General features: G+C 73.8%; 21 protein-coding genes. 8 read left to right on the top strand and 13 right to left on the bottom strand.

Annotated elements, in window-relative coordinates; all coding sequences use genetic code 11:
* The first annotated feature begins 262 nt into the window (after nucleotides 1-262).
* A complete protein-coding gene (locus tag ACWCOM_RS04330; RefSeq protein ID WP_454547514.1) occupies nucleotides 263-2,137 on the top strand; it encodes a BCCT family transporter in 1,875 nt (624 codons plus the stop codon).
* Nucleotides 2,138-2,258: 121 nt separating this feature from the next.
* Nucleotides 2,259-3,104 carry an IclR family transcriptional regulator gene (locus ACWCOM_RS04325; protein ID WP_454547508.1) on the top strand — a complete coding sequence of 282 codons (846 nt, stop codon included), beginning with the start codon at nucleotides 2,259-2,261 and terminating at the stop codon, nucleotides 3,102-3,104.
* A gap of 78 nt (nucleotides 3,105-3,182) precedes the next feature.
* Here the strand turns inward: ACWCOM_RS04325 and ACWCOM_RS04320 are convergent, their stop codons facing one another.
* Nucleotides 3,183-3,320 (bottom strand): EthD family reductase, encoded by a 138-nt coding sequence (locus ACWCOM_RS04320; protein ID WP_454547513.1) that lies wholly within the window; start codon nucleotides 3,318-3,320, stop codon nucleotides 3,183-3,185.
* 279 nt (nucleotides 3,321-3,599) lie between these two features.
* On the opposite strand from ACWCOM_RS04320, the gene ACWCOM_RS04315 reads away from it, so the two are divergent.
* Nucleotides 3,600-4,274, top strand: a complete 675-nt coding sequence (locus ACWCOM_RS04315) for an SDR family NAD(P)-dependent oxidoreductase (RefSeq protein WP_454547507.1) — start codon at nucleotides 3,600-3,602, stop codon at nucleotides 4,272-4,274.
* Nucleotides 4,275-4,322: 48 nt separating this feature from the next.
* On the opposite strand, the gene ACWCOM_RS04310 is transcribed toward ACWCOM_RS04315, so the two are convergent.
* Nucleotides 4,323-5,957 carry an ATP-binding cassette domain-containing protein gene (locus ACWCOM_RS04310; protein WP_454547506.1) on the bottom strand — a complete coding sequence of 545 codons (1,635 nt, stop codon included), beginning with the start codon at nucleotides 5,955-5,957 and terminating at the stop codon, nucleotides 4,323-4,325.
* Between the two features lie 154 nt (nucleotides 5,958-6,111).
* Entirely contained in the window at nucleotides 6,112-7,428 is a 1,317-nt protein-coding gene (locus tag ACWCOM_RS04305) for an MFS transporter (RefSeq protein WP_454547505.1), read from the bottom strand.
* 71 nt (nucleotides 7,429-7,499) lie between these two features.
* On the opposite strand from ACWCOM_RS04305, the gene ACWCOM_RS04300 reads away from it, so the two are divergent.
* Nucleotides 7,500-8,549 (top strand): ABC transporter ATP-binding protein, encoded by a 1,050-nt coding sequence (locus tag ACWCOM_RS04300; RefSeq protein ID WP_454547504.1) that lies wholly within the window; start codon nucleotides 7,500-7,502, stop codon nucleotides 8,547-8,549.
* Nucleotides 8,546-9,364, top strand: a complete 819-nt coding sequence (locus ACWCOM_RS04295; RefSeq protein WP_454547503.1) for an ABC transporter permease — start codon at nucleotides 8,546-8,548, stop codon at nucleotides 9,362-9,364. Before ACWCOM_RS04300 ends, ACWCOM_RS04295 begins: the two co-directional genes overlap by 4 nt.
* 40 nt (nucleotides 9,365-9,404) lie before the next feature.
* Here the strand turns inward: ACWCOM_RS04295 and ACWCOM_RS04290 are convergent, their stop codons facing one another.
* From ACWCOM_RS04290 to ACWCOM_RS04280, 3 genes are all read right to left on the bottom strand, one after another.
* Nucleotides 9,405-10,421, bottom strand: a complete 1,017-nt coding sequence (locus ACWCOM_RS04290) for a magnesium and cobalt transport protein CorA (RefSeq protein WP_454547502.1) — start codon at nucleotides 10,419-10,421, stop codon at nucleotides 9,405-9,407.
* A gap of 134 nt (nucleotides 10,422-10,555) precedes the next feature.
* Complete coding sequence (locus ACWCOM_RS04285) at nucleotides 10,556-12,112, bottom strand: molybdopterin-dependent oxidoreductase (protein WP_454547501.1); 1,557 nt, start codon at nucleotides 12,110-12,112, stop codon at nucleotides 10,556-10,558.
* Nucleotides 12,113-12,209: 97 nt separating this feature from the next.
* The gene (locus ACWCOM_RS04280) at nucleotides 12,210-12,995 is read right to left on the bottom strand and encodes a VOC family protein (RefSeq protein WP_454547500.1); all 786 of its coding nucleotides are present in this window, start codon (nucleotides 12,993-12,995) and stop codon (nucleotides 12,210-12,212) included.
* A 235-nt stretch (nucleotides 12,996-13,230) separates the two neighbouring features.
* On the opposite strand from ACWCOM_RS04280, the gene ACWCOM_RS04275 reads away from it, so the two are divergent.
* The 3 genes from ACWCOM_RS04275 to ACWCOM_RS04265 all read left to right on the top strand — a co-directional run bounded on the left by ACWCOM_RS04275 (nucleotide 13,231) and on the right by ACWCOM_RS04265 (nucleotide 16,072).
* Nucleotides 13,231-13,737, top strand: a complete 507-nt coding sequence (locus ACWCOM_RS04275; RefSeq protein ID WP_454547499.1) for a glutathione peroxidase — start codon at nucleotides 13,231-13,233, stop codon at nucleotides 13,735-13,737.
* A 142-nt stretch (nucleotides 13,738-13,879) separates the two neighbouring features.
* On the top strand, nucleotides 13,880-14,767 hold the full coding sequence (locus tag ACWCOM_RS04270) for an alpha/beta fold hydrolase (protein ID WP_454547498.1): 888 nt from the start codon (nucleotides 13,880-13,882) through the stop codon (nucleotides 14,765-14,767).
* A gap of 93 nt (nucleotides 14,768-14,860) precedes the next feature.
* Nucleotides 14,861-16,072: an alcohol dehydrogenase catalytic domain-containing protein gene (locus tag ACWCOM_RS04265; RefSeq protein ID WP_454547497.1), complete on the top strand. Its 1,212-nt coding sequence runs from the start codon at nucleotides 14,861-14,863 to the stop codon at nucleotides 16,070-16,072.
* Nucleotides 16,073-16,308: 236 nt separating this feature from the next.
* Here ACWCOM_RS04265 and mmsB read toward each other — a convergent pair whose 3' ends face one another.
* The 7 genes from mmsB to ACWCOM_RS04230 form a co-directional block, all read right to left on the bottom strand.
* Nucleotides 16,309-17,562: a multiple monosaccharide ABC transporter permease gene (mmsB, locus tag ACWCOM_RS04260; protein WP_454547496.1), complete on the bottom strand. Its 1,254-nt coding sequence runs from the start codon at nucleotides 17,560-17,562 to the stop codon at nucleotides 16,309-16,311.
* Nucleotides 17,563-17,564: 2 nt separating this feature from the next.
* The gene (gene mmsA / locus ACWCOM_RS04255) at nucleotides 17,565-19,094 is read right to left on the bottom strand and encodes a multiple monosaccharide ABC transporter ATP-binding protein (protein ID WP_454547495.1); all 1,530 of its coding nucleotides are present in this window, start codon (nucleotides 19,092-19,094) and stop codon (nucleotides 17,565-17,567) included.
* 94 nt (nucleotides 19,095-19,188) lie between these two features.
* On the bottom strand, nucleotides 19,189-20,307 hold the full coding sequence (gene chvE, locus ACWCOM_RS04250; protein ID WP_454547494.1) for a multiple monosaccharide ABC transporter substrate-binding protein: 1,119 nt from the start codon (nucleotides 20,305-20,307) through the stop codon (nucleotides 19,189-19,191).
* Between the two features lie 122 nt (nucleotides 20,308-20,429).
* Nucleotides 20,430-21,944 (bottom strand): L-arabinose isomerase, encoded by a 1,515-nt coding sequence (gene araA / locus ACWCOM_RS04245; protein ID WP_454547493.1) that lies wholly within the window; start codon nucleotides 21,942-21,944, stop codon nucleotides 20,430-20,432.
* On the bottom strand, nucleotides 21,919-22,668 hold the full coding sequence (locus ACWCOM_RS04240) for an L-ribulose-5-phosphate 4-epimerase (protein ID WP_454547492.1): 750 nt from the start codon (nucleotides 22,666-22,668) through the stop codon (nucleotides 21,919-21,921). The genes araA and ACWCOM_RS04240 overlap by 26 nt, the downstream gene beginning before the upstream one ends.
* Nucleotides 22,665-24,353: a ribulokinase gene (araB, locus tag ACWCOM_RS04235; RefSeq protein WP_454547491.1), complete on the bottom strand. Its 1,689-nt coding sequence runs from the start codon at nucleotides 24,351-24,353 to the stop codon at nucleotides 22,665-22,667. The genes ACWCOM_RS04240 and araB overlap by 4 nt, the downstream gene beginning before the upstream one ends.
* Before the next feature lie 168 nt (nucleotides 24,354-24,521).
* The gene (locus tag ACWCOM_RS04230; protein ID WP_454547490.1) at nucleotides 24,522-25,553 is read right to left on the bottom strand and encodes a LacI family DNA-binding transcriptional regulator; all 1,032 of its coding nucleotides are present in this window, start codon (nucleotides 25,551-25,553) and stop codon (nucleotides 24,522-24,524) included.
* Between the last annotated feature and the right edge of the window lie 80 nt (nucleotides 25,554-25,633).

The raw sequence follows: 25,633 nt of genomic DNA, 5'->3' as shown, positions 1-25,633 counted from the left end.
CCTGCGAACGCTGCCAGCCCGCCATGAGCTCCAAGATCTACGCCACCGGCGGCGTCCTCGTCCCCTCCGAACACCACATCGGCGCCTTCCACGACTGGATCACCGAAAAAATCGGCGACACCGTCCCGGTCCGACCCGCGCTGCAGAGCCAAGGAGAAGTCCGTTGAGCCACGACGACCACCGCACCGAACCCTCACCGGCCACCGCGGCCGCGATACCGCCGGGAGAGCCGCCCGCGACACCACCGGTGGACGACACGACGATGCTCCACGAGGCGGAGGCCGAGGAGGCGAAGATCCTCGGCGAGCTCAAGGAGGGCGTCATCGAGCGCCGGGGCTCCTTCCCCGGCCTGCATGGGCTGGAGGGCCTGGACAAGGTCATCATGGCCGTGACCGGAGCCCTGGTCGTCGGCTTCGTGGTCTGGGGCTTCGCCGGCACCGAGAACCTGTCCGCCGTCTCGACGACGGCACTGGGCTGGGTGCTGGAGAACACCGGGTGGATCTTCGTGCTGCTGTCCTCCCTGTTCGTGGTCTACGTCCTGTGGCTGGCCCTGGGCCGGTTCGGCACCATCCCGCTGGGCAAGGACGGGGAGCGGCCCGAGTTCAGGACCGCCTCGTGGATCTCGATGATGTTCGCCTGCGGCATGGGCATCGGCCTGATGTTCTACGGCGTGGCCGAGCCCCTCTTCCACTACATCTCCCCGCCCCCGGCCACGGTGGACGCGAGCACCACCGACGCCATCGAGACGGCCATGGCCACGTCCCTGTTCCACTGGACCCTGCACCCGTGGGCCATGTACGCCGTGCTGGGCATCGCCATCGCCTACAGCACCTTCCGGCTGGGCCGCAAGAACCTGCTCTCGGAGGCGTTCGTCTCGCTCTTCGGCCGCAAGGCGGTCGACGGGATCGGCGGGAAGGTCATCAACATCCTCGCGATCTTCGCCACGCTCTTCGGCTCCGCCGCCTCGCTGGGGCTCGGTGCCCTGCAGATCGGCAGCGGCCTGCAGTTCAACGGCGTCGTCGGTGAGGTCGCGACTCCGCTGCTCGTGCTGATCATCGCGGTGCTCACCTTCTGCTTCGTCGCCTCCGCGGTGTCCGGGATCGAGCGCGGCATCCAGTTCCTGGCCAACACGAACATGGTGCTGGCCGTCCTGATGGCCGTGGTGATCTTCGTGGTGGGCCCCACCCTGTTCATCCTCAACCTCATCCCCTCCGCGATCGGCTCCTACTTCCAGCAGCTGCCGGAGATGGCCGCCCGCACCGAGGCGGTCGGGGACGAGTCGATGCGGGCGTGGCTGTCCAGCTGGACGGTCTTCTACTGGGCCTGGTGGATCTCCTGGACGCCGTTCGTGGGCATGTTCATCGCCCGCATCAGCCGCGGCCGCACCATCCGCCAGTTCGTCACCGGGGTGCTGCTGGTGCCCTCCCTGGTCTCCCTGCTGTGGTTCGCCGTGTTCGGCGGCACCGCCATCAACATCCAGCAGACCGGGGAGGCGACCCCCGACACCGGGGACGGCATCGCGACCCTCGTGGACGGCGTCCCCACCATCTCCTTCGACGGGGCCATCTACGACATGTTCAACGGCCTCGACGCCCCGCAGATCCTGACCGTCGGGCTGGCGGTGCTGGCCATGGTCCTCACAGCCATCTTCTTCGTCACCGGCGCGGACTCCGCGTCCATCGTGATGGGCTCACTCAGCTCCCGCGGCAGCCTGGAGCCCACCAAGCCCGTCGTGATCTTCTGGGGCGTGCTGATGGGTGGGGTCGCGGCCGTGATGCTGCTCGCCGGCGGGGACACCCCGGCGGAGGCGCTCGGCGGCCTGCAGCGGATGACCATCGTGGCCGCCCTGCCGTTCGTCGTGGTGATGTTCCTGCTCTGCATCGCTCTGACCCGCGACCTGGCCGCCGACCCGATGTGGCTGCGCCAGCGCCTGTCGGACTCCGTCATGCGACGCACCGTGCGCACCGCCGTGGAGCAGTACGGGCACCAGAAGTTCACCCTGGCGACGCAGGAGAGCACGGACCCGCCCACGTCCCAGTTCCAGGCCGTGGACGCCACGGCCGCCGGCCGGCCCATCTACCCGCCGCAGCACGCGCAGAACGGCCGGAGCCGGAAGAAGGAGAGCAACCCGTCCTGATCCGCCGTGCCGGGGCGCGCGACGCCCCGGCACCTCAGGGGCACGACTCCGGCCGCCGACACCGCTCGGCGGCCGGAGTCGTGCCCGGAGCACACGATCTGCCATTGGTTACCATGAAGTCATGCCCTCCTTCGATCCCAGACCCCTGACCGCGTCCGATGCGTCGAAGGAGCAGGCGCCCGCCGACGGGGTGACCCCGGGTGGTGTCCAGTCCGTGGACCGGGCCATCACGGTGCTCGAGGTCCTCGCCCGCACCGGCGGCTCCACCGTGACCGAGGTGGCCGCGGAACTGGGCGTGCACAAGTCCACCGCCTCCCGGCTGCTCGCCGCCCTAGAGGCCCGCGGCCTGGTCCACCACCCCAGCGACGGCAGCCGGTACCAGCTGGGCTTCGGCATCCTGCGCCTGGCCCACGCGATCCCCGGCCGGCTCAGCGTGGTGGCCGAGGCCCGCGACGAGATCCGGAGCCTGGCCCGGACCCACTCCGAGACGGTCAACCTGGCGGTCCTGCGGGAGGGCCACGCCGTGAACGTGGACCAGGAGATGGGCCCCTCCTCTCTCGCCACCCACGACTGGATCGGGAGCCTGACCCCGCTGCACGCCACCGCCAGCGGCAAGGTCCTGCTGGCCGGGCTGCCCTCCGACGAACGAGCCCGGGTCCTGCGGACCCAGGGGCTGCCGGCCCTCACGGCCCGCACGATCACGTCGCGGAAGCAGCTGGAGCGTCAGCTGCTGACCGTGGCCGCGCAGGGCTACGCCACCGTGTACGAGGAGTTCGAGCTCGGGCTGAACTCCGTCGCCGTGCCCGTGCGCGACCACCTCGGCACGGTCGTGGCCTCGATCAGCGTCTCGGGCCCGGCCTTCCGGTTCACCGAGCAGACCGTGGCCGGGCTCGTCGAGGACCTCAAGGAGGCCGGCGAGCGGGTCAGCAGGCGCATGGGCTACGTGCCCTTCGACAACCCCGAGTAGCAGGGGCCGCGGCGCGGGGCGTGCGCCCCGCGCCGTCGGCGCCCGGGCGGTCGGCGTGCCGGGCCCGCGGGCCGTTCGTCAGCCGGCGGAACGGACGTCCACGCTGTCGCGCCGGTCCAGCAGCCCGGGCAGCTGCTGGACCAGGGGCAGGTGGGTGAACTCGTAGTGGCTCACGAACGCCGCCCGGTCCACGGGCTCGGGGTAGAGAACGATCATCTTGTGCACGGGGAGGCCTCTCGGGTCACGGGGTGGCTGCGGTGCCACTACCTGAGCAGCGGGCGGTCTCGTCCGGCACGGCTCCGAGGACCGCAATCCAGGCACGGGGGCACGCCGACGGCAACGGCCCGGGCGGCACCGGTGCCACATCGTTGTCGAACGCACATCCATGACGGGGAGCCGTGACGAGGGGTCCGCCGCTGGGCGGTGTCGGGGCGGATCGGTACGCTCGGGGTCACGGCCCCGGCCCGGGCCCCTCGAGAGGGCAGGAGAACGACCATGGACCTCAACGGCGCACGGATCCTCGTGGTGGGCGCGACCGGCGTCCTGGGACAGCGGCTGTGCGAGCGGCTGGGCGAGCACACCGGCGACATCGTGGTCACGGGCCGCTCGGCCGCCGACGCGGAGCAGCTGCGCGAGCGGCTCGGGGTGCGCGCCGCCCATGCCCTGGACCTCGTGGACCACGACCAGGCCGCCGCGGTGGTGCGTACGGCGGCCGAGGAGCTCGGCGGGTTCGACGCCGTGGTGATCGCCACGGGCGTCGCCGCGTTCGGCCCGGCCGCCGAGGAGGACGAGGCGGTCGTGGAGGAACTGTTCGAGGTCAACGCCCTCGGCCCGATGGCGGTGGTCCGCGCCGCGCTGCCGCACCTCGTGGACGGCGGCGCGGTGGCGGTGCTCACCGGCGTGGTCGCGGAGCTGCCGCTGGCCGGGATGGGCGCCTACGCCGCGAGCAAGGCCGCCATGGCCTCGTGGCTGGGCTCCCTGCGGCGGGAGCTGCGCTCCCGCCGGATCGCCGTGGTGGACGCCCGCCTGCCCCACATGGACACCGGGCTCGTGGACCGGGCGCTGGCCGGGCTCCCGCCCGCGCTGCCCCCCGGGCACAACGTGGACGAGGTCATCGAGGCCCTCGAGCGCGGCCTCGAGCGCGGGGTCCGCGAGGTCCGGATCGACTGACCCGCCCGGGGCACCCAACACGGGACGGGGACCCGGCGCCTCCTCCGGTCACAGGAGCAGCCGCGGCCAGTCCCTGGTGTCCCGCAGGAGCTGCCGGTCGTGGGTGGTCAGCACCACCGCGGCGGCCGTCGCCGCGAGCGCTTCGGTGAGCTCGTCCACCAGGGCCATCGAGAGGTGGTTCGTGGGCTCGTCCAGCAGCAGCAGGTGGGGCCGGGCGGCGAGCACCCGGGCGAGGTCCAGCCGCCGCCGCTGCCCGGCGGAGAGCTCGGCCGCCGGGCGCTGCCGGTCCCGGGCGTCGAGCAGCCCGAGCTCGGACAGCGGCAGCACCTCGGACTCGGCCAGCCGCCCGGCGAGCACGAGGCGCACGAGCTCCTGCTCGTACACCTCCTGCGCGGGCCGGGGGTCCGGCCGCGGCCCCTCCTGGGCGAGCAGGCCGATCCGCAGCCCGGGGGCGGCCGTGCGGGAGCCGGCGTCGGGCACCAGCTCACCGGCGAGGACCCGCAGCAGGGTGGACTTGCCGGCCCCGTTGGGGCCCCGGACCACCAGCCGGTCCCCGGAGCCCAGTGCCGCGTCCACGGGCCGGGGCAGCCGCCCCGCCACTGTGACGGCCTGCGCCCGCACCAGCCCGGCGCCGGGCAGCGCCGGCAGCTCGGGCACGGACAGGACCAGGGGCGGCTCGGGGACGTCCACCCGGTGCCGGTCGAGCTCCTCCTGCCGGCGGTGCACCGAGCGCACCAGCCCGGGGGCGCGGGTGGCGCGGGTGTGCTTGCCCGTGCCCTTCTCCGGTCGCCACCCGTCGACCAGCCGGGCCCGGGCGCGGGCCAGGTCGTCGCCGAGCCGGGCGTGCTCGGCCAGCTGCTCCTGGTGGTCGCGCAGCCACCGCGAGCGCTCGGCGGTCCGTCCGGCCCGCCAGCCGGCCAGCCCGCCGCCGTACCAGCGCGGACGGCCGTCCCGGCTGGGGTCGAGGTCCAGGACGGTGTCCACCACCTGGGCCAGCAGCCGCCGGTCGTGGCTGACCAGGACCACGCCGCCGCGGAACTCCCGCAGCGCCGCGCCCAGGTGCGCCAGTCCCCCGGCGTCGAGGTGGTTGGTCGGCTCGTCGAGCAGCAGGAGGTCGTGGACCGTGCCCAGCAGGCAGGCCAGGCGCACGCGGTAGCGCTGGCCCACGGAGAGGGTGGCGAGCACGCGGGAGCGGTCGGTCACCGCGCCCAGGGCCTGGAGGGCGAGGTCCACCCGCCGGTCGGCGTCCCAGGCGTCGAGGGCCTGGGCGTCCGCCAGGGCCCGGGCGTAGGCCTCGTCGGCGCCGGGGGCACCGGCGGCCAGGGCGCGGGCGGCGTCCTGCACCCCGGTCACCGTGGCGTGCTCGGCGGCGAGCTCGAGGTCGAGGAGGTCGCCCACGGTGGCCTCGACGGGCACGGGCAGCTCCTGGTCCACCACCGCCAGCGTCCCGGTGCGGCGCACCGTGCCCGCGTCCGGGGCGAGGGCGCCGGAGAGCACGCCCAGCAGCGAGGTCTTGCCGCGGCCGTTCTCCCCCACCACCCCCAGGCGGGTGGTGGAGGTGACGGTGAGGTCGAGTCCGTCGAGCACGACCCGGGGACCGCGGCGCAGGCGGAGCCCCGTGGCGACCAGCTGGGTCTGCTCGCCCGCGGGCAGGGAGGGACGGTGGGCGGGGACGGTGGACATGCTTCCTCCGGGCTGCGGAGCCGCGCGGGCCGGGCTCCTGGTCTGGGGACGGGTGGGCAGGGCGGACACCCGCCGCGGCGAGTGCGGCGGCGGGCGGGCGGGTCCCGTCAGCGGAAGAAGTGGTGATGCATGGTGGACCCAGGATAGGCCGGGATCAGTTCCGGGGCGAGGCCGTCGGCCCGTCGCGCAGCACCCCGGCCGTCAGCGCCGCGACCAGGGCGAAGACCGGCACCACCACGAGGGCGGCCCGCAGCCCCACGGCGTCGGAGAGCACCCCGATGGCCGGGGACAGGCTCAGGAAGCTGATCCGCATCAGCCAGCTGACCAGGGCCAGGCCGGTCCCGGTGCGCAGGCCCGGGATGTCGTCCGCGGCGTGGAAGGCGGCGGGCACGAGGGTCGCGCAGCCGAGGCCGGCCACCGCGAAGCCGGCCACTCCCACGGCCGGGACCGGGACCGGGGCGAGCACCACCACGAGCAGGCCGAGCGCGCTCAGGGCGGCGCCGGCCCGGGCCACGGCGACCCGCCCCCAGCGGTCGGTCAGGGGGTCCCCGAGCACCCGGCCCACGAACTGGGCGGCCATCAGCGCCACCAGCCCCAGCCCGGCGGTGGCCAGCGGGGCGCCCAGCTCGGCGTTGAGGTAGACCGCCGACCAGTTCATCCCGGCGTCCTCCACCATGACCCCCGACATCGCGATCACGGCCACGGGCAGGAGACTGACGACGACGATGCGCCCCGCCGACCGGTGCCCGGTGTCCCGCGGCCGGTCCGGCGCGGCGCCCACCGGGTCCCCCGGCGTCCCGGCGTCCCCGGCGTCCCGGGTGCCGGGCTCCGCCGGGAGGTCCACCGTGCGCAGGGCCGTGCCCTCGGCCGGGGTCAGGGCGGAGCGCAGCGCCAGCAGGGCGACCGCGCTCCACACGAGCCCGCTCACCGGCAGGTGCCACGCGAGCGGGACGCCGAGGGCGAGCGCTGCGGCGCCCATCAGCCCGCCGAGCACCGCGCCCAGGCTCCACAGGGCGTGCAGGGAGTTGATGATCGAGCGGCCCCGGGCCCGCTGCACCTCCATCCCCTGGGCGTTCTGCGCGGTGTCCACGTGGGCGTCGAGCGCCCCGCCCAGGAACATGGCCGCGAGGAACACGACCGCCCCGGCCTGCGTGCCGGCGCCCAGGCCGGCGCCGGCCCCGGCGGCGGCCAGGCACCCGGAGAGCAGCACGGTGCCCAGGGCCGCGACCCGCCCGGAGCCGAGGCGGCGGATGGCCCGGGCCGGGAGGGCGCCCACCAGGATCGCCCCGAGCGGGAACGCCACCACGAGGAACCCGTACAGGGTGTTGGAGAGCCCGAACGCCTCCTTGACCTCCGGCAGGCGGGGCAGGAGGTTCGCGTAGAGGGCGCCGTTGGTGAGGAAGAAGGCGGACACCGCGATCCGGGCGCGCCGGACCCGTGCGGGATCGGAGGGGGTGCTCTGGGAGGTCACGCCCTGAACTCTAGGGGTCTGCCGTCCCCATGCGGGCACCGCCCGGCCGGAAAGCCCTCTACCGTGGACCCATGAGCACCCCACCCGTCATCAGCGCCCGGGGGCTGAGCAAGAGCTTCCGCGGCCCCGGCGGCCGCACCGTCGAGGCGGTGCGCGACCTGACCATGGACGTGGCGCCGGGGACGCTGACCGCGTTCCTGGGGCCCAACGGCGCCGGCAAGTCCACGTCCCTGCGCATGCTCACCACGCTGCTGCGGCCCACCGGCGGCACCGCCGCCGTGTGCGGGTTCGACGTCGCCCGGCAACCGGCCGAGGTGCGCGCCCGCATCGGCTACATCGGGCAGAAGAACGGGGCCGGGCAGTACCAGCGGGTCGGCGACGAGCTGCTCAGCCAGGGCGCCCTCTACGGGCTGGGCCGGGCGGAGACCCGGCGCCGGGTGGACGAGCTGGTGGAGGCGCTCGGCCTCGGGGAGCTCGTCCGCCGGCCCACGATGAAGCTCTCCGGCGGCCAGCGCCGGCGCGTGGACATCGCCCTGGGCCTGATCCCCGGCCCCCAGCTGCTCTTCCTCGACGAGCCCACGACCGGGCTGGACCCGCAGTCCCGGGCGAACCTGTGGGAGCACATCCTCGAGCTGCGCCGGCGCTACGGGTCCACCCTGTTCCTCACGACCCACTACCTGGACGAGGCGGACCAGTTCGCCGAGCGGGTCATGGTCGTGGACCGGGGCCGGATCATCGCCGACGACACCGCGTCCCGGCTCAAGAGCGACCTCGCCGGCGACCGGATCACCCTGACCGTGGACGCCGCCCCGGACGCGGCGACGGCGGCGGTCCGGGCCGCGGCCCGCGCCGCCGGGGCCGCCGGCGCCGAGCCGGAGGCGACCGCGGCCGGGAGGGGCACGCGCGTCGTCGTGGCCGTCGAGCACGGCGAGCGCGTGCTGCCGGGCCTGCTCCTGGAGCTCGACCGGCACGGCCACCCGGCGCGGACCGCCGAGCTCGCCCGCCCCACCCTCGACGACGTCTTCCTGCGGCTCACCGGACGGAGCCTGCGCGAGGAGGACCCGGGCCCGCCCGGGACCGACCCGGCCGCCGAGGCCCCGGGCGTGGGAACGGCCCCGTGACCGCCGTCCCGCCGCCCCGCGGCCCGTCCGGCGGCACCGGCGGTGGTGCCCAGGCCCGCCCCGCCGGCGTGCTGCACGACTCCGTCAGCGTCTTCGTCCGCGAGCTGCGCCCGGTGGTCCGCGACCCGTTCAGCGTGGTGTTCTCGCTCCTGCAGCCGCTGATGTTCCTGGCGTTCTTCGGCCCGCTCCTGGGCGGGACCACCGGGCTGCCCCTCGACCAGGCCTTCCAGTGGTTCGTGCCGGGCATCGTGGTGATGATCGCGCTGTTCGGCACCGCGATGACCGGGTCGAACCTGCTGTTCGAGATCCAGTCCGGGGCGCACGAGCGGATGCTCGTGGCCCCGGTGACCCGCTCGTCCCTCATGGTGGGGCGGGCGTGCAAGGAGATGGTGCCGCTGGTCCTGCAGGCGCTGGTGCTCTGCGGGGTGGCCGCGCTCTTCGGCTTCCGCCCGTCCCTGCCCGGGATGGTGCTGGGCCTGGGGATCCTCGCGGTCTTTGGGGTGGGGCTGGGCGCGCTGAGCTACGCCCTGGCCATCGTCTCGAGGAACCGGGACTGGATGTTCTGGACCGTGCAGCAGGGGCTGCTGTTCCCGCTCATGCTGCTCTCCGGGATGCTCCTGCCGCTCGAGGCCGGCCCCCGCTGGATGCAGGTGCTCTCCCGGTTCGATCCGCTCACCTACATGGTCGACGCCGAACGGGCCCTGTTCAACGGCCGGTTCGGCGACCCCTCCGTGGCGGCCGGCGCGCTCGCGGCGGCCGTGCTGGCCGCCCTGGGGCTGGCCGTGGGGATCCGCGCGATGCGCCACAGCGTCTGAGACCCCCCGGCCGGGTGCCGCGGCGCCGGCCCGGCGCCGCTCACAGCCACTTCTTCCACTTGAACACCCCGTAGAGCACCAGGCCCATGCCGAGCATGGCCAGCAGCGCGAACGGATAGCCCAGCGGCCACTCGAGCTCCGGCATGTGCTCGAAGTTCATGCCGTACACCGTGCCCACCAGGGTGGGGGCGAAGAGGATGGCCGCCCAGGAGGAGATCCGCTTGACCTCCTCGCTCTGCGCCAGGGCGGACTCGGTGAGCCGCTGCATCTCGTCGTTCTGCCGCTGCCCCACGAGGGTGGCGTGCACCGTGAGGGCGTTCTGCAGCAGCGCCCGGAACGCGTCGGCGCGGTCCGCGGCGCGGATGGCGTGGTCCTGGACGTCCCGCAGCCGGGTCTGCAGCTCCGCGTCCAGGGCGTACTTCTCGGAGCCGCGCTGCAGGGCGTCGAGCATGTGCACCAGCGGGTGCACGGCGCGCTGGAACTCGATGACCTCACGGGAGAGCTCGTAGATGCGGCGGGACACGTCCTGGTCCGCGGCGAAGATCTCGTCCTCGATCTCGTCGATGTCGTTCTCCAGCCCCGCCAGGACGGGCAGGTAGCGGTCGACCACCTCGTCGAGGATCCCGTAGAGCACCGCCTGCGGGCCCATCCGCAGCAGCTCCGGCGAGGTCTCCAGCCGGTGGCGCACCGCGGCCAGGTCGGGGGACTCGGCGTGCCGGACGGTGACCACGAAGTCGGCGCCCACGAAGACGTGCAGCTCCCCGAACTCGACCTTCTCCACGTCGTCCAGGTAGCGGGCCGGGCGCAGCACCACGAAGAGGGTGTCCCCGTAGCGCTCCAGCTTGGCGCGCTGGTGGCCCTTGAGGGCGTCCTCGACGGCGAGGGGGTGCAGGCCGAACTCCCGGGCCACGGAGTGCACCTCGGCGCTCCCGGGGCGGTAGAGGCCGATCCACGCCATGCCGCCGCGGGCGCGCAGGGCCTCGTAGGTCGCGTCGAGGTCGCGCGGGCTGGAGTCCCGCACCCCGCCCACGTACACCGCGTTGTCCACCAGCGTCACCGCGCACCGCCTTCCGTCCGTTCCGGGTCCCGCCCCATCATGGCAGGACCTGCACGGTCCGCCCGCCCCGGGGCCGGCGGACCGGCACCGGGGCGCCCGGTGCGAGCACTTTGGGCCCGGCGGGACCGGCCCGGTCAGGCCACGGTGAACGTCCGCTCGTGCCACCCGGAGGCCCCGTCCGGGGCCGACGGGGCCTGCTCGGCGGTCTGCACGGCCCCGTCCCGGTCCACCGCCCGCACCCGGGCGGTGTGCCGGCCGCCGGGCAGCTCGGTGCGCAGCACCCACTGCCGCCAGGTGTCGTCGGAGGGCACCGCGCCCAGGTCCGCCTCCTGCCAGGGCCCGCCGTCCACGCTGACCTGCACGGCGGCGATCCCGGTGTCCTGGGCCCAGGCCGTGCCGGCGAGGACGACCGGTCCGGCGTCCACGCGGTCCCCGTCCCGGGGCACCTCGATCCGGGAGGCGGTCTTGATCGGCCCGCGCGCCGACCAGCCGCGCGGGGTCCAGTAGCCCTCGTCGCGGTCGAAGCGGGTGACCTTCAGTTCCACCAGCCACTTGGTGGCGGAGACGTAGCCGTAGAGGCCGGAGACCACCATCCGCACCGGGTAGCCGTGCTCGAACGGCAGGGGCTCCCCGTTCATGGTCACCGCCAGCAGGGCGTCGCGGCCCGGGTCCAGCAGCGCCTCGAGCGGGGTCCCGGCGGTGAACCCGTCCTGCGAGGTGGAGAGCACCATGTCGGCGCCCGGCTGCACGCCGGCCTCGGCGAGCAGCTCCCGGAGGGGCACGCCCGTCCACACCGCGTTGCCCACCAGGTCCCCGCCCACGGGGTTGGACACGCACGCCAGCGTCACGGCGCGCTCGAGCAGCGCCCGGCCGGTGAGGTCCTGGAAGCGCAGCGTCAGCTCCCGGTCGACCATGCCGTGGATCCGCAGCTCCCACTCGGCCACGTCGATCCGGGGCACGGCCAGGGCGGTGTCGATGCGGTAGAAGTCGTCGGCGGGGGTCAGCCACGGCTGCGCCCCCGGCACCCCCAGGTCCGTGCCGACGGGGATCGCCTCCCGCGCCGCAGGGGCGGGGATCCGCAGCATCTCCCGCGCCGCGGGCGCCCGGGCGGCCGCGGCGGAGGCCCAGCGCCCGGCGACCCCGGCCGCCGCGCCGAGCACGGCCACGACCGCGGAGACCCGGACGAAGCCGCGCCGGTCGAGGCCGCCGCGCGCGCCCTCCGGCGCCCCGGCCCGGCGGCCGAGCACCGTGAGGAACAGCGCCCCGGCGGCCGTGCCGGCGACGACGGGGACCGCGTCCGCGGGGGCCGCCCCCGCCCGGGTGAGCACCGCCAGCAGGCCGAGGAGCCCCAGGACGCCCAGCAGCACGGCGCCCATCGGGCGGTTGACGCGCTGGGCGGCCCCGATGCCGGCGCCGAGCCCCACGAGCCCGGCGGTCATGACGAGCAGGAGCACGAGCTTGTCCGCGGTGCCGAACAGGGCGATCGCCGCGTCCTTCACGGGGGCGGGGACGGCGTCCACGACCACCCCGCCCACGGCGGTGAGCGGCGCGCCGACCGGCCCGGTGACCCAGGCCAGCAGCTCCGCCAGCCCCACGGCGAGGGCCGTCGCGGCCACGCCGGCCAGGACCCAGGCGCCGGCGGAGCCCCGGCGTCCCGGTCCGGCGTCCGCGCGGGGGGAGGTGGTGGTCATGGGCCCAGCATCCCAGCCGGGCCTGTGCCCCGCCTGGACGGGCGGTCCCGGAGCACTCCGGCGCACCCGCCGGCCCCGGAGGCGGTGGGACCGGGCGCTATCCCGGCTCCCCGGGTGCCATGAGCGCGAAGGACTCCCGGTCCGGGCCCGCCACCACCGCGAGCCGCCCGTAGGCGAACGCGAAGGGCTCCTCCACGACCGATCCGCCGGCGGCGCGCACGCGGTCGACGGCCGCGTCGGCGCTCTCCACCTGGAAGCACACGGACCAGGCCGAGGGCGCGCCCTGCGCGGCGGGGTCCGTCGCGCCGATGCCGCCCGCCGGGCGGTCCCCCCGCGGCACCGTGAACGTGGCGTGGGGGACGCCGTCCCCGCCGGTCTCCTCGTAGTGGTAGCCGAACACGGTCGCGTAGAAGTCGCGGGCGGTGCGGTGGTCGGGCGTGGTGAGGTCGCACCACACCACGGCGCCGGGGACGTCGACGGCCTCGAAGCCGGTGTGCGTCCCGGACTGCCACAGCCCGAAGACGGCTCCGGTCGGGTCCCGCCAGACGCCCGTGCGGCCGAGCGCACCGATCTCCGTGGGTCCGGCCAGCTGCGTGCCCCCGGCGTCCCGGACCCGCCGCGCGCCCAGCTCGATCCGGTCCACGGCCAGGTGCACCAGCCACCCGGGGGCCGCACCGGCGCGGCCCGGGTCCGCGGGGCACAGTCCGGCCACCCGGGCCCCGTCCACGAGGGCGTTGCGGCAGCCGCCGTGCTCGGGCTGCGGGTCGTCGTACCGCCAGCCGAGGACCTGCCGGTAGAACTCCTGCGTCCGGGCCGGGTCGGAGGCCGCCAGCTCCGTCCAGCAGGGTGTCCCCGGAGGCCACGGCTCGGTGTGCTGCGTCATCACCGGCTCCTTCCGACACGGCCAGGGTACGCCGGACCCCGCACGCCCCACCGCCCCCGCCCGGGGATCGTTACCCACCCGTCCCCGTCCCGCTCCTCCCCTCCGGTCGCACCCTCCGGTCACGGGGTCGCGGGTCGCGGACGTGGGCCGCGCGGGCGGGCGCGGTGGACGACGTCCGCCACCGCGGGGGCATGATGGGAGCGGACCGTCGTCGCCGAACGCCCGGGAGGCCGCCATGACCACGCTGCACGACTTCACCGCGACCACCCTGGACGGGCGCGAGCAGCCGCTGTCCGCCTACGCCGGGAAGGTGGTGCTCGTGGTCAACACCGCGAGCCGGTGCGGGTTCACGCCGCAGTACGAGGGCCTCGAGCAGCTGTGGCGCGGCTTCGCGCAGGAGGGCTTCGTGGTGCTCGGCTTCCCCTGCGACCAGTTCGGCCACCAGGAGCCGGGCACCGAGGAGGAGATCGCCGACTTCTGCAGCCGCAACTACGGCGTCACGTTCCCGATGTTCGCGAAGGTCGACGTCAACGGGCCCGGCGCCCACCCGCTGTGGTCCTGGCTGCGCGGGGAGCGCGGCGGGGTCATGGGCGACGCCGTCAAGTGGAACTTCACCAAGTTCCTGGTGGGCCGGGACGGCCGGGTGATCCGCCGCTTCGCCCCGCGGACCGCGCCGGCCCAGCTGGCCGGCAGCATCGAGTCCGCCCTGGCCCACGACGGGGCGCCCGGCGACGCCGGGTGAGCGGACGGCTCGGCGGGGCGTAGTTCACGAGGGGGGTGTCTCCCGGGCGCGTCCTGGTGTTTCCTGGAGCAGGTGCGCCGCGCCCCGCCGGGACCACCCCCGGGCCGCGCCCGCTGTGCCGATCCGACCGCCAGGAGGAACCGTGCTCGCCGACTTCGCACCCCAGGACGTCCCCGTCCCCGACGGCGTGGTCCACGCCTGCACGGGCGGGGACGGCCCGCCCGTGCTGCTGCTGCACGGCTTCCCGCAGACGCACGCGATGTGGCACGCCGTGGCGCCCGTGCTCGCCGCGGAGTTCACCGTGGTCGCGGCCGACCTGCGCGGCTACGGCCGCTCCCGCACGGACGGCGAGGACTTCACCTTCCGGGCGATGGCCGCCGACCAGGTCCGGCTGATGCGCGCCCTGGGGCACGACCGGTTCCACGTCGTCGGGCACGACCGGGGCGCCCGGACCGCCCACCGCATGGCCTTCGACGCCCCCGGGGCGGTGCTCTCGGTCGCCCTGCTCGACATCCTGCCCACGCTGGAGGTGTGGCGGTCGATGGATGCCTGGCTGGTGCAGAAGTACTACCACTGGGCCTTCCTCGCCCAGGACGGCGGTCTGCCGCAGACCCTGATCGGCCACGACCCCGTCCACTTCGTGCGCGCGACGCTGCAGGGCCTCAGCGGCACCGAGGTCGGGTTCCACCCCGCCGCGCTCGCCGCCTACGAGGAGGCCGCGCGCGACCCGTCCGTGGTCGACGCCTGGTGCCGCGACTACCGCGCCGCGGCCGGACCGGACGTGGAGATCGACCGGGCCGACGAGGACACCCGGCTCGGGCTCCCCGCGCTGGTCCTGTGGGGCGCCCGCGGCAGGGTGGGCGCCCGGGAGGACCCGCTCGAGCTGTGGCGGCGGCACTTCCCCCGGGCCACGGGCCGCGCCGTGGACGCCGGCCACTTCCTCGCCGAGGAGCGGCCGGAGGAGGTCGCGGCGGAGGTCCTGGCGCACCTGCGCGCCGCCGCGGGTCCGGGGAGGCCGCCCGCCCCCTGAGTTCTTCAGCTCACTTACCTTTTCCCGCCGGAGCGCGTAGCGTGGGACGGGCGCGATCCCGACCGACCCCGAACACCCGAAGGAGCGCGACCCATGAAGGCACTCGTGTGGCACGGCGAGGGCGACATCCGCCTCGACACCGTGGACGACCCCTCGATCCGGGACCCGAACGACGCGATCGTGCGGATCACGCGCAGCGCGATCTGCGGCACCGACCTGCACTTCGTCCGCGGCACCATGGCCGGCATGCGCGAGGGCACGATCCTGGGCCACGAGGCCGTCGGCGTGGTCGAGGAGGTCGGGGCCGCGGTGCGCGGCCTGTCCCCCGGGGACCGGGTGATCGTGTGCTCCACCATGTCCTGCGGGGTGTGCCGCTACTGCCGGGCCGGCCAGACCGCCCAGTGCGACGTGGCCAACCCCAACGGCCCGGCCGCCGGCACCTGCTTCTTCGGCGGCCCCGCCCCCACCGGTCCCGTGGACGGGCTGCAGGCCGAGTACGCCCGCGTCCCGTGGGCGTCCAACACCCTGATCCCGATCCCGGACAACGTCTCCGACGACGACGCGATCCTGCTCTCCGACATCTTCCCCACCGCCTGGTTCGGCGCCGAGCTCGCCGGGATCCGGCGCGGGGACACGGTGGCCGTCTACGGCGCCGGGATCGTGGGACAGCTGGCGATCGCGGCCGCCTACCGTCAGGGCGCGGGCCGGGTGTGGGCGGTCGACGGCGTGCAGACCCGGCTGGTCAAGGCCCTGGAGCAGAACGCCGAGGTCATCGACTTCAACGCCGAGGACCCGGTGGAGGCGATCCTGGACGCCACCATGGGCGTGGGCGTGGACGCCGTGATCGAGGCCGTGGGGGTCGACGCCCAGCGGCCCACCGGCGGACCGGCCGCGCAGAAGTACGCCGCGCGCGCCGAGCAGTTCGACGCCGAGGTGGCCCAGACCGCCCCGCGGACCAACGTCCGGGGCGAGAACTGGGTGCCGGGCAACGCCCCGTCCCTGTCGGCCGAGTGGGCGGTGCAGTCCGTGGCGAAGTACGGGCGGATCGGCATGATCGGCGTGTTCTCCCCGGACCTGACGTCCTTCCCCATCGGGGCCGCCACCAACAAGAACCTCACCATTCGGGCCGGCAACTGCGACCACCGCTCGGTGACCCCGCCCCTGCTGGACCTCGTCGCGGCCGGCCTGTTCGACCCGGCGCCCTTCGTCACCCAGCGCGAGCCGCTCAAGGACGTGGTCGACGCGTACCTGAGCTTCGACCGCCGCGACGAGGGCTGGCTCAAGACCGTGCTCAGCACCCCGTGACCCCCCACCTGTCCGTCCCACACATCACCCACCGAAGGAGCAGCAGCATGCGCAAGATCCTCTTCATGGTCGGCACCGCCGTCCTCAGCCGCGTCATGGCGAAGCGGCGCGAGAACAGGACCGGCCGCCGCTAGACGGCCGTGCCCGTCGCGGTCCCGGCAGGGCGCCGCGGCGCGGATCGACGGACGGGCCCGCCCGGCATGCCACCGGGCGGGCCCGTCCGTCGTCGCGCGCCCCTACTTCAGGGCGTTGGCGGCCCGCCGCTTGTTGAAGACGTCGAAGCCGACGGCGAGCAGCAGCACCAGACCCTTGATGAACTGCTGGTAGTCGATGCCCACGCCCATGAGGGACATGCCGTTGTTGAGCACACCCATGATCAGGCCGCCGGTGATGGCGCCGATGATCGTGCCCACGCCGCCGGTCACGGCGGCGCCGCCGATGAAGGCCGCGGCGATCGCGTCCAGCTCGAAGAGGTTTCCGGCGCCCGGACCGGCAGAGTTGAGCCGGCCGGTGAACACCAGCCCGGCCAGGGCGGCCAGCACCCCCATGTTGACGAAGAGCAGGAAGTCCACGCGCTTGGTGTTCACGCCGGACAGCTGGGCCGCCTGGAGGTTGCCGCCGCGGGCGTAGACGTGCCGGCCGAAGACGGTCCGGTTCATGACCGCGCTGTAGGCGACCACCAGCACCCCGAGCACCACGAGCACGATCGGGGTGCCGCCGCGGGAGCTGGCGAGCAGGAAGGTCAGCCCCAGGATGACGACGACGCCGAAGACCAGCCGGGTGAGGAACCAGGCGCGGGGCTCGTCGTCCAGGCCGAGCTTGGCCCGGGTGGAGCGGCCGCGCAGCTGGCTGACGACCAGCAGGGCCGTGGCGAACAGGCCAAGGCCCACCGTGGTCCAGTCCAGGAGGTTGGTCTCGGGCGGGAACAGACCCGGGAACAGGGACCCGCCGCCCAGCTGGCGGTACTCCTGGGGGAACCCGGTGATGCGCTGGTTCTCGAGCACGATCTGGGTCAGGCCGCGGAAGACGAGCATGCCCGCGAGGGTGACGATGAAGGCCGGGATGCCGATGTAGGCCACCCAGAAGCCCTGCCAGGCCCCCACGAGGGCGCCGACCGCGAGGGAGGCCACCAGGGCCACCCACCACGGCAGGCTCCAGTCCCGGATCATGATCCCGGACATGGCCCCCACGAACGCGGCCACGGAGCCCACCGAGAGGTCGATGTGGCCGGCCACGATGATCATGACCATCCCGATGGCCAGCAGCAGGATGTAGCTGTTCTGGACGATGATGTTGGAGACGTTGTCCGGCTGGAGCAGGGCGCCGCCCGTGAGCACCTGGAACAGCGTCACGATGACCAGCAGGGCCAGGAAGATGCCGATCTGGCGCAGCCGGCTGGTGAGGAACCGCCCGGCGTCGGCCACGGTCGAGGCCTTCTTCGGGCCCCTGGGGCTGAGGACCCGGTCCTCGTCGGCGAGGGTGGAAACCATGGTCAGTCCTTCTCCTTGGTCATGTGCTGCATGAGTCGTTCGGGGGTGGCCTCGGCGATGGGCACCTCGGCGGTGATCCGGCCCTCGGCGAGCGTGTAGATGCGGTCGCAGATCCCCAGGAGCTCCGGCAGCTCGGAGGAGATCACGAGGACGGCTTTGCCCTGCGCGGCCAGCTGGTTGATGATCGTGTAGATCTCGTACTTCGCGCCCACGTCGATGCCGCGCGTCGGCTCGTCGAGGATGAGCACGTCCGGGTCGGCGAACATCCACTTGGACAGCACGACCTTCTGCTGGTTGCCGCCGGAGAGCTTGCCGGTGACGGCCGCCACGGACGGCGCCTTGATGTTCATGCTCTTCCGGTAGTCCTGGGCGACCAGCGTCTCGCGGCCGCCGTCCACCCAGCCTCTGGAGGCCAGCTTGGGCAGGGCGGCGGCGGAGATGTTCCGCTTGATGTCGTCGATGAGGTTGAGCCCGTAGCGCTTGCGGTCCTCCGTGGCGTAGGCGATGCCGTGCCGGATGGCCTCCTGCACGGTCCGGCAGCTGATCTCCCGGCCGTTCTTGTACAGGGTCCCGGTGATACCGGACCCGTAGCTGCGCCCGAAGATGCTCATCGCCAGCTCGGTCCGCCCGGCGCCCATGAGCCCGGCGATCCCGACGATCTCGCCGGCCCGCACGGACAGGTGCGCGTCGTCCACGACGACCCGGGTGTGCTCCTGGGGGTGGTGCACCGTCCAGTGCTCCACGCGCAGCACCTCCTCCCCGATCGCGGGGGTCCGCTCCGGGTACCGGTTGGTGAGCTCACGCCCGACCATGCCCTTGATGATCCGGTCCTCGGTGACCGACCCGTCGTGCAGGCTGAGGGTCTCGATGGTCCGGCCGTCGCGCAGGATGGTCACCGAGTCCGCGATCGCCCGGATCTCGTTGAGCTTGTGGCTGATGATGATGCAGGTGATGCCGTCCTCCCGCAGCCCGCGGACGAGGCCGAGCAGGTGCGCGGAGTCCTCGTCGTTGAGCGCGGCGGTGGGCTCGTCGAGGATCAGCAGCTTCACGTCCTTGGACAGCGCCTTGGCGATCTCCACGAGCTGCTGCTTGCCCACCCCGATGTCCCCGGCCCGGGTGACCGGGTTCAGGTCCAGGCCCACGCGCCGGAGCAGCTCGGCGGCCCGGACGTTGGTCTCGTTCCAGTCGATGAACCCGCGGGCGGCGCGCTCGTTGCCCAGGAAGATGTTCTCGGCCACGGACAGGAACGGGGACAGCGCCAGCTCCTGGTGGATGATCACCACGCCGCTGCGCTCGCTGTCCTTGATGTCGCGGAAGGAGACGGTCTGCCCGTCCAGGACGATGTCGCCCTCGTAGGTGCCGTGCGGGTAGACGCCGGAGAGCACCTTCATGAGGGTGGACTTGCCGGCGCCGTTCTCCCCGCAGATCGCATGCACCTCACCGCGGGCGACGGCGAGGTTGACGTCCTGCAGCGCCTTGACGCCGGGGAAGGACTTGCTGATCCGGCGCATCTCGAGCACGTGCTCGCTCATGCGGGTCTCCTTGTCTGGGTCTGGAGTGGTGGAGGGCTGGGGTGGTCGGGGCGGGACCGGCCGGGCGGAGGGGCCGCCCGGCCGGTCCGGGCTCCTACTCGAGCTCCGAGGCCTCGTAGTAGCCGCTGTCCACGAGGACCTCCTGGTAGTTGTCCTTCGTGACGATCTGGGACTCCAGCAGGTAGGCGGGGACGACTTTCACGCCGTTGTCGTAGGTCTCCTCGTCGTTGACCTCCGGTTCCTCGCCCTTCATCAGGGAGTCGACCATCACGACCGCGCGCTCGCCGAGCTCGCGCACGTCCTTGAAGATCGTGGAGTACTGCTCGTCGTTGACGATCGACTTCACGGAGCCCACCTCGGCGTCCTGCCCGGTCACCACCGGCAGCTCGTCCTTGGCGTAGCCGCCGGAGCGCAGGGCGGAGATGATCCCGATCGACAGCCCGTCGTAGGGGGAGAGCACGCCGTCGAGCTGCTCGCCGCCGCCCACGGTGATGAGGTCCTCCATGCGGTCCTGGGCGGTGTCCGGCAGCCAGCGCAGGATGGCGGCCTGGTCGAAGTCGGTCTGCCCGCTGGGCACGTTGAGGGTGCCGTCGTCCAGGTAGGGCTTGAGGGTGTCCATGGCGCCGTTCCAGAAGAAGGTGGCGTTGTTGTCGTCGGGGCTGCCGGCGAAGAGCTCCACGTTGAACGGGCCCTTCTCCCCGGTCGGCTCGCCGTTCTCGTCGAGGATCCCCAGGCCGGTGAGCAGCGAGGTGCCCTGCTGCACGCCCACCTCGTAGTTGTCGAAGGTCGTGTAGTAGTCCACCGTGTCGGACTCGTTGATGAGCCGGTCGTAGGCGATCACGGGGATGTCCTGGGACTCCGCGGTGTCGAGCACGCTGGTGAGCGTGGTGCCGTCGATCGAGGCGATCACCAGGGCCTTCGCCCCGCCGTTGATCATGTTCTCGATCTGGGAGATCTGGGTGGGGATGTCGTCGTTGGCGTACTGCAGGTCCACCTCGTAGCCGAGCTCCTCGAGCTGCGCCTTGACGTTCTCGCCGTCGGCGATCCAGCGCTCGGACTGCTGGGTGGGCATGGCCACCCCGATCCGGGCGCCCTCGTTGGAGCCCTCCTCCCCGCCGCCGCCGCGGCTGCCGCCGCAGGCGCTGAGGCCCAGGACGAGGGTCAGTGCGGTCGCCCCGGTGAGGGCCCGCTGCAGGTGGGTCTTCGCGGTCATGGTCGTGCCTTTCGTCGGTCCGGCCCCCGGTCGGAGGTCCGTGATGGTCCGTGATGGTCCGTGATGGTCCGTGATGGTCCGTGATGGTCCGTGGAACGGTGGTGCGGGTGTGGCGGAGCCGGTCAGAGCGTCTGGGCGAGGCGGTAGTACGCGGCGTTCCAGCGCACCTCGCGCTGGAACTCCCGCAGGGTCGTGGAGTCGTCGATGAGCAGCAGCTCGGTGCCGGTGATCTCGGCGAAGTCGCGGATCACGTCCGCGCCCACGGCCGTGCTGAGCACCGTGTGGTGGGCGGCCCCGGCGGTGAGCCAGGCCGCGGCCGAGGTCGCGAGGTCCGGCTGCGGGCGCCACACCGCGCGGGCCACCGGCAGGTGCGGCAGCGGGGCGTCCGGGGGGACGACCTCGACGGTGTTGGCCGTGAGCCGGAACCGGTCGCGCATGTCGGACATCGCCACGACCACTCCCGGCCCGGCGTCGGTGTCGAACACCAGGCGCACCGGGTCCTCCTTCCCGCCGATGCCCAGCGGGTGCACCTCGAGGGAGGGCCGGGCCGTGGTGAGGGTCGGGCAGATCTCCAGCATGTGGGCGCCGAGGATCTTCTCCTCGCCGGGGACCAGGTGGTAGGTGTAGTCCTCCATGAGGGAGGCGCCCCCGGGCAGCCCGGCGCCCATCACCTTCGCGGCCCGCACCAGCAGCGCCGTCTTCCAGTCGCCCTCCGCGCCGAACCCGTAGCCGCGGGCCATGAGCCGCTGCACGGCCAGGCCCGGCAGCTGGCGCAGCCCGCCGAGGTCCTCGAAGTTCGTGGTGAAGGCGCCGAAGCCGCCCTCCTCGAGGAACTGGAGCAGCCCCAGCTCCTGCCGGGCCCCGTAGCGCAGGGACTCGTGGCGCTCGCCGCCGCGCCGCAGCTCGGAGGCCACGTCGTAGAGCTCCTCGTACTCGGCGACGAGCTCGTCCACGCGGTCCTCGGCCTGGGCGTCCACCACGGCCACGAGGTCGTTGACCCCCCACGTGTTCACGGAGACCCCGAAGCGCAGCTCGGCCTCCGTCTTGTCACCCTCGGTCACGGCGACGTTGCGCATGTTGTCCCCGAAGCGGGCGACCCGCAGCCCCTGGATCGCGGCCCGGCCGGCGCAGGCGCGCTGCCAGGCGGCGATCTGCCCGGTGACCTCGGGGTGCGAGGCGTGGCCCACCACGGTCTTGCGCGGGACGTCGAGCCGGGTCTGGATGTAGCCGAACTCCCGGTCCCCGTGCGCGGCCTGGTTGAGGTTCATGAAGTCGAAGTCGATCTCGCCCCAGGGCAGCTCGACGTTGATCTGGGTGTGCAGGTGCAGCAGCGGCGTGCGCAGCGCGTCCAGGCCCGTGATCCACATCTTGGCGGGGCTGAAGGTGTGCATCCACGCGATCACGCCGATCACGTGGTCCTCGGCGTTGGCCTCCAGCGCGGTGCGGCGGATCGAGGCGGCGTCCTTGAGGACGGGCTTCCACACCACGCGGACCGGCAGTCCGGCGTCGTCGAGCATCCCGACGATCGCGCGGGACTGCTCGGCCACCTGGCGGAGCGTCTCCTCGCCGTAGAGGTCCTGGCTGCCGGTGAGGAACCAGACCTCGTAGGGCTCAAGAGTGGTGCTGAGAGGGCTCAAGGGAGTGCGCTCCTGGGGTCGAAGTGGCGGCGGGCTGCTGCCCGTAGACGTTCTGGTACCGGTCGAACAGCGAGTCGACGTGGCGGGGCTCGATGGGCAGCGGCTCGCCCAGCTGGCGGGACAGGTGCACGGTGCGCGCGACGTCCTCGAGCATGGCGGCGGCCTTGACGGCGTCGCGGGCGTCCTTGCCGATCGTGAAGGGGCCGTGGTTGCGCATCAGCACCGCGCGGGAGCGGTGCCCGGAGAGGGTCTCCACGATGCCGCGGCCGATCGAGTCGTCGCCGATGATCGCGAAGGGCCCCACGGGGATCTCCCCGCCGAACTCGTCCGCCATGGCCGTGAGGACGCAGGGGACGGGCTCCCCGCGGGCGGCCCACGCCGTGGCGTAGGGCGAGTGGGTGTGCACCACTCCCCCGACCTCGGGCATGTGCCGGTACACGTAGGCGTGGGCGGCGGTGTCGCTGGAGGGCGAGCGCTCCGCGCCCGGGGTGCCGGGCACGGGGCGGCCGTCGAGGTCGCAGAGGATCAGCTTCTCGGGACCGAGCTCGTCGTAGCTCACGCCGCTGGGCTTGATGACGAAGAGGTCGGCGCCGGGGACCCGGCCGGAGACGTTGCCGGCGGTCCACACCACGAGGCCGTAGCGCACCAGCTCGGCGTGCAGGTCGGCGACCTCCTGCCGGATCCGGGCCACGCGCTCCTCGAGCTCGGGCGTCAGGGTGTTCATGCGGAGACCTCCTGGGTGGATCGGACGTGGCGGCGCAGCGCCTTGAGCCGGCGCATGACGTCGTTGCCGCCGCGGCCGAAGTGGTCGTGCAGCGCGGTGTACTCCGCGTACAGCGCCGAGTAGGCCTCGGTGCGGGCGGGATCGGGGGTGTACGCGGCGTGCTCGAGCCGGCCCATCGCCCCGGCGGCGGCCCGGACGTCGGGATAGGCGCCGGCGGCCACGGCGGCGTGGATCGCGGAGCCGAGGGCGGGGCCCTGGTCGCTGCCGATGACGGAGATGGGCATGCCCAGCACGTCCGCGTAGATCTGCATCAGGAACGCGTTCTTGATCAGCCCGCCGGCCGCCACGAACTCGGTGACGGGGATCCCCGAGGCCGCGAAGGTCTCGACGATGGTGCGGGTGCCGAAGGCCGTGGCCTCCAGCAGCGCCCGGTAGACCTCGTGGGGGCGGGTGGCGAGGGTGAGGCCCACGAGCAGCCCGGAGAGCTCGTGGTCCACGAGCACCGAGCGGTTGCCGGACTGCCAGTCCAGGGCCACGAGACCGTGGGCGCCCACCGGCTCGCGGCTCGCCTGCTCGGTGAGCAACTCGTGCACGCTCAGTCCGCGGGCGGCGGCCTCCTCGCGGAGGGGGCCGGGCACGAAGTGGGTGGTGAACCAGCCGAAGATGTCCCCCACCCCGGACTGGCCGGCCTCGTAGCCGTAGAGCCCGTCGATGATCCCGCCGTCCACCACGCCGCACATGCCGGGGACCTCCCGCAGGGTGTCCGAGCTCATGACGTGGCAGGTGGAGGTGCCCATGATCGCGACCATCTGCCCCGGGGCGGTGGCCCGGGCGGCCGGGGCGCACACGTGGGCGTCGACGTTGCCGACCGCCACCGCGACGCCGGCCGGGAGACCCGTCCACGCGGCCGCCTCGGCGCTGAGCGTACCGGCCGCGGCGCCGAGGGCGCCCACGGGGTGGTCGACCTTCTCCTCGGCGAAGCCGGCGAAGTCCGGGTTCAGCGCGGCCAGGAAGTCCCGGTCCGGGTACTGCCCGTCCTGCAGGATGCCCTTGTAGCCGGCCGAGCAGGCGTTGCGCACGTAGCTGCCGGTGAGCTGCCACACGATCCAGTCCGCGGCCTCCACCCAGTGGTCCATCCGGTGGTAGAGCTCGGGGTCCTCCTCGAGCAGCTGCAGGCCCTTGGCGAACTCCCACTCGCTGGAAATCAGCCCGCCGTAGCGGGGCAGCCACCGCTCCCCCCGCCGGGCGGCGAGCTCGTTGATGCGGTCCGCCTGGGCCTGGGCGGCGTGGTGCTTCCACAGCTTCACGTAGGCGTGCGGGCGCTCCGCCAGCCCGGGCAGCTCGTTGAGGGGCGTGCCGTCGGCCACCACGGGGACCATGGTGCACGCGGTGAAGTCGGTGCCGACGCCCACCACGGCGGCCGGGTCCACGCCGGCGGCGCGCACCGCCGCGGGCACCGCCTGCCGCAGCACCTCGACGTAGTCGGCGGGCACCTGCAGGGCCCACTCGGGCGGGAGGGGGGCGCCCGTGGCGGCCAGCACGGTGTCCATCACGCCGTGCCGGTACTCGTGCACCGCGGAGCCCAGCTCGGCGCCGTCGTGCACCCGCACGACCACGGCGCGCCCGGAGAGGGTGCCGTAGTCGACGCCGACGACGTATGTGGGGGTGGTGCTGCTCTGGCTCACGGGAGACCTCGTTGTCGCTCGAGCCGTCCGGCCCGGACCCGGCGGCCACCGGCCTCCGGACCCGAATGTGAACGGTCACATCTGCATGTCCGGGACAACGTACAACGTCCCGGAGTGAGGTGCACCACAGTGACGCATAACGTTTTGGTAACGGCCGCGTCCGGGGCGTCAGGCGGGAGGGGGTGCCGTGGAGCGGCGCAGCACGAGCTCGGGCACCACGTCCCCGGCCCGGACGGGCCCGTCGCCGCGCAGCTCCGCCAAGAGCACCGCCACGCAGCGGCGGCCGAGCTCGGGGAAGTCCTGCCGGACGGTCGTCAGCGGCGGCAGGAAGTGGGCCGACTCCGGCACGTCGTCGAAGCCGACCACGCTGATGTCCTCGGGCACCCGCAGCCCGGCTTCGGCGAAGGCGTGCACCAGGCCGAGCGCGATGTGGTCGTTGCCCGAGACCACGCCGGTGAAGCCCCGGCGCCCGCGCACGGCCACGCCCACGCGGTAGCCGGACTCCGCCGTCCACTCCCCCGCGGCGGCGAGTGCGGGCTCGAGCCCCCAGGCGGCCATCTCCTCGCGGTAGCCCTGGCGCCGGGCGTCGGTCTCGACCCAGCCCTCCGGGCCGGGCACGTGCAGCACCCGCCGGTGGCCCAGCTCGAGCAGGTGCCGGGTGGCCCGCCGGGCGCCGGCCAGCTGGTCCACCGACATGCGGTGGTCCGTGCCGTGCAGGGAGTGCATCGTGACGAAGGGGGTCCGGATGGAGAGCTGCTCGATCACCTCCAGGGTCGCCGACTGCGGGGCCAGCAGGACCAGCCCCTCGACCGCGTGGTCCAGCAGCCGGTCGAGCGCCGCCTCGATGGAGGCCCGGTCCGCGTGGTCGATGTGGGCGGTGTCCACCACGTAGCCGGCCTCGGTCGCCGCGCTCTGGACCGCCTGCAGGCTGGCCGTGGGCCCGTACTCGGCGCCCGAGGAGACCAGGGCCCCGATGATCCGGGACTCGCTGGTGGCCAGGGCCCGCGCGGCCCGGTTGGGCCGGAAGCGCAGCTCCTCCATGGCCTCGAGCACGCGCCGGCGCGTGCTGTCCCGCAGGTTCGGATGACCGTTGAGCACCCGGGAGACCGTCTGGTGGGAGACCCCGGCCGCCCGTGCCACGTCCCGCATGTTGGGGGCGCGTTGAGGGCGCGCGGCACGCGCGCCGTCCTCGTCGATCATGGCCGAAACGGTACTCCACGGGCCCGGGAGGGCACATCCGGGGCCTCCGGCGCCCGGGCCGGCCCGGAGCGGATGCTTGC

The organism is Kocuria sp. KH4 (assembly GCF_053711175.1).
The sequence above is the reverse complement of the archived record's forward strand: the minus strand, read 5'-3'. Positions and strand labels throughout refer to the sequence as shown.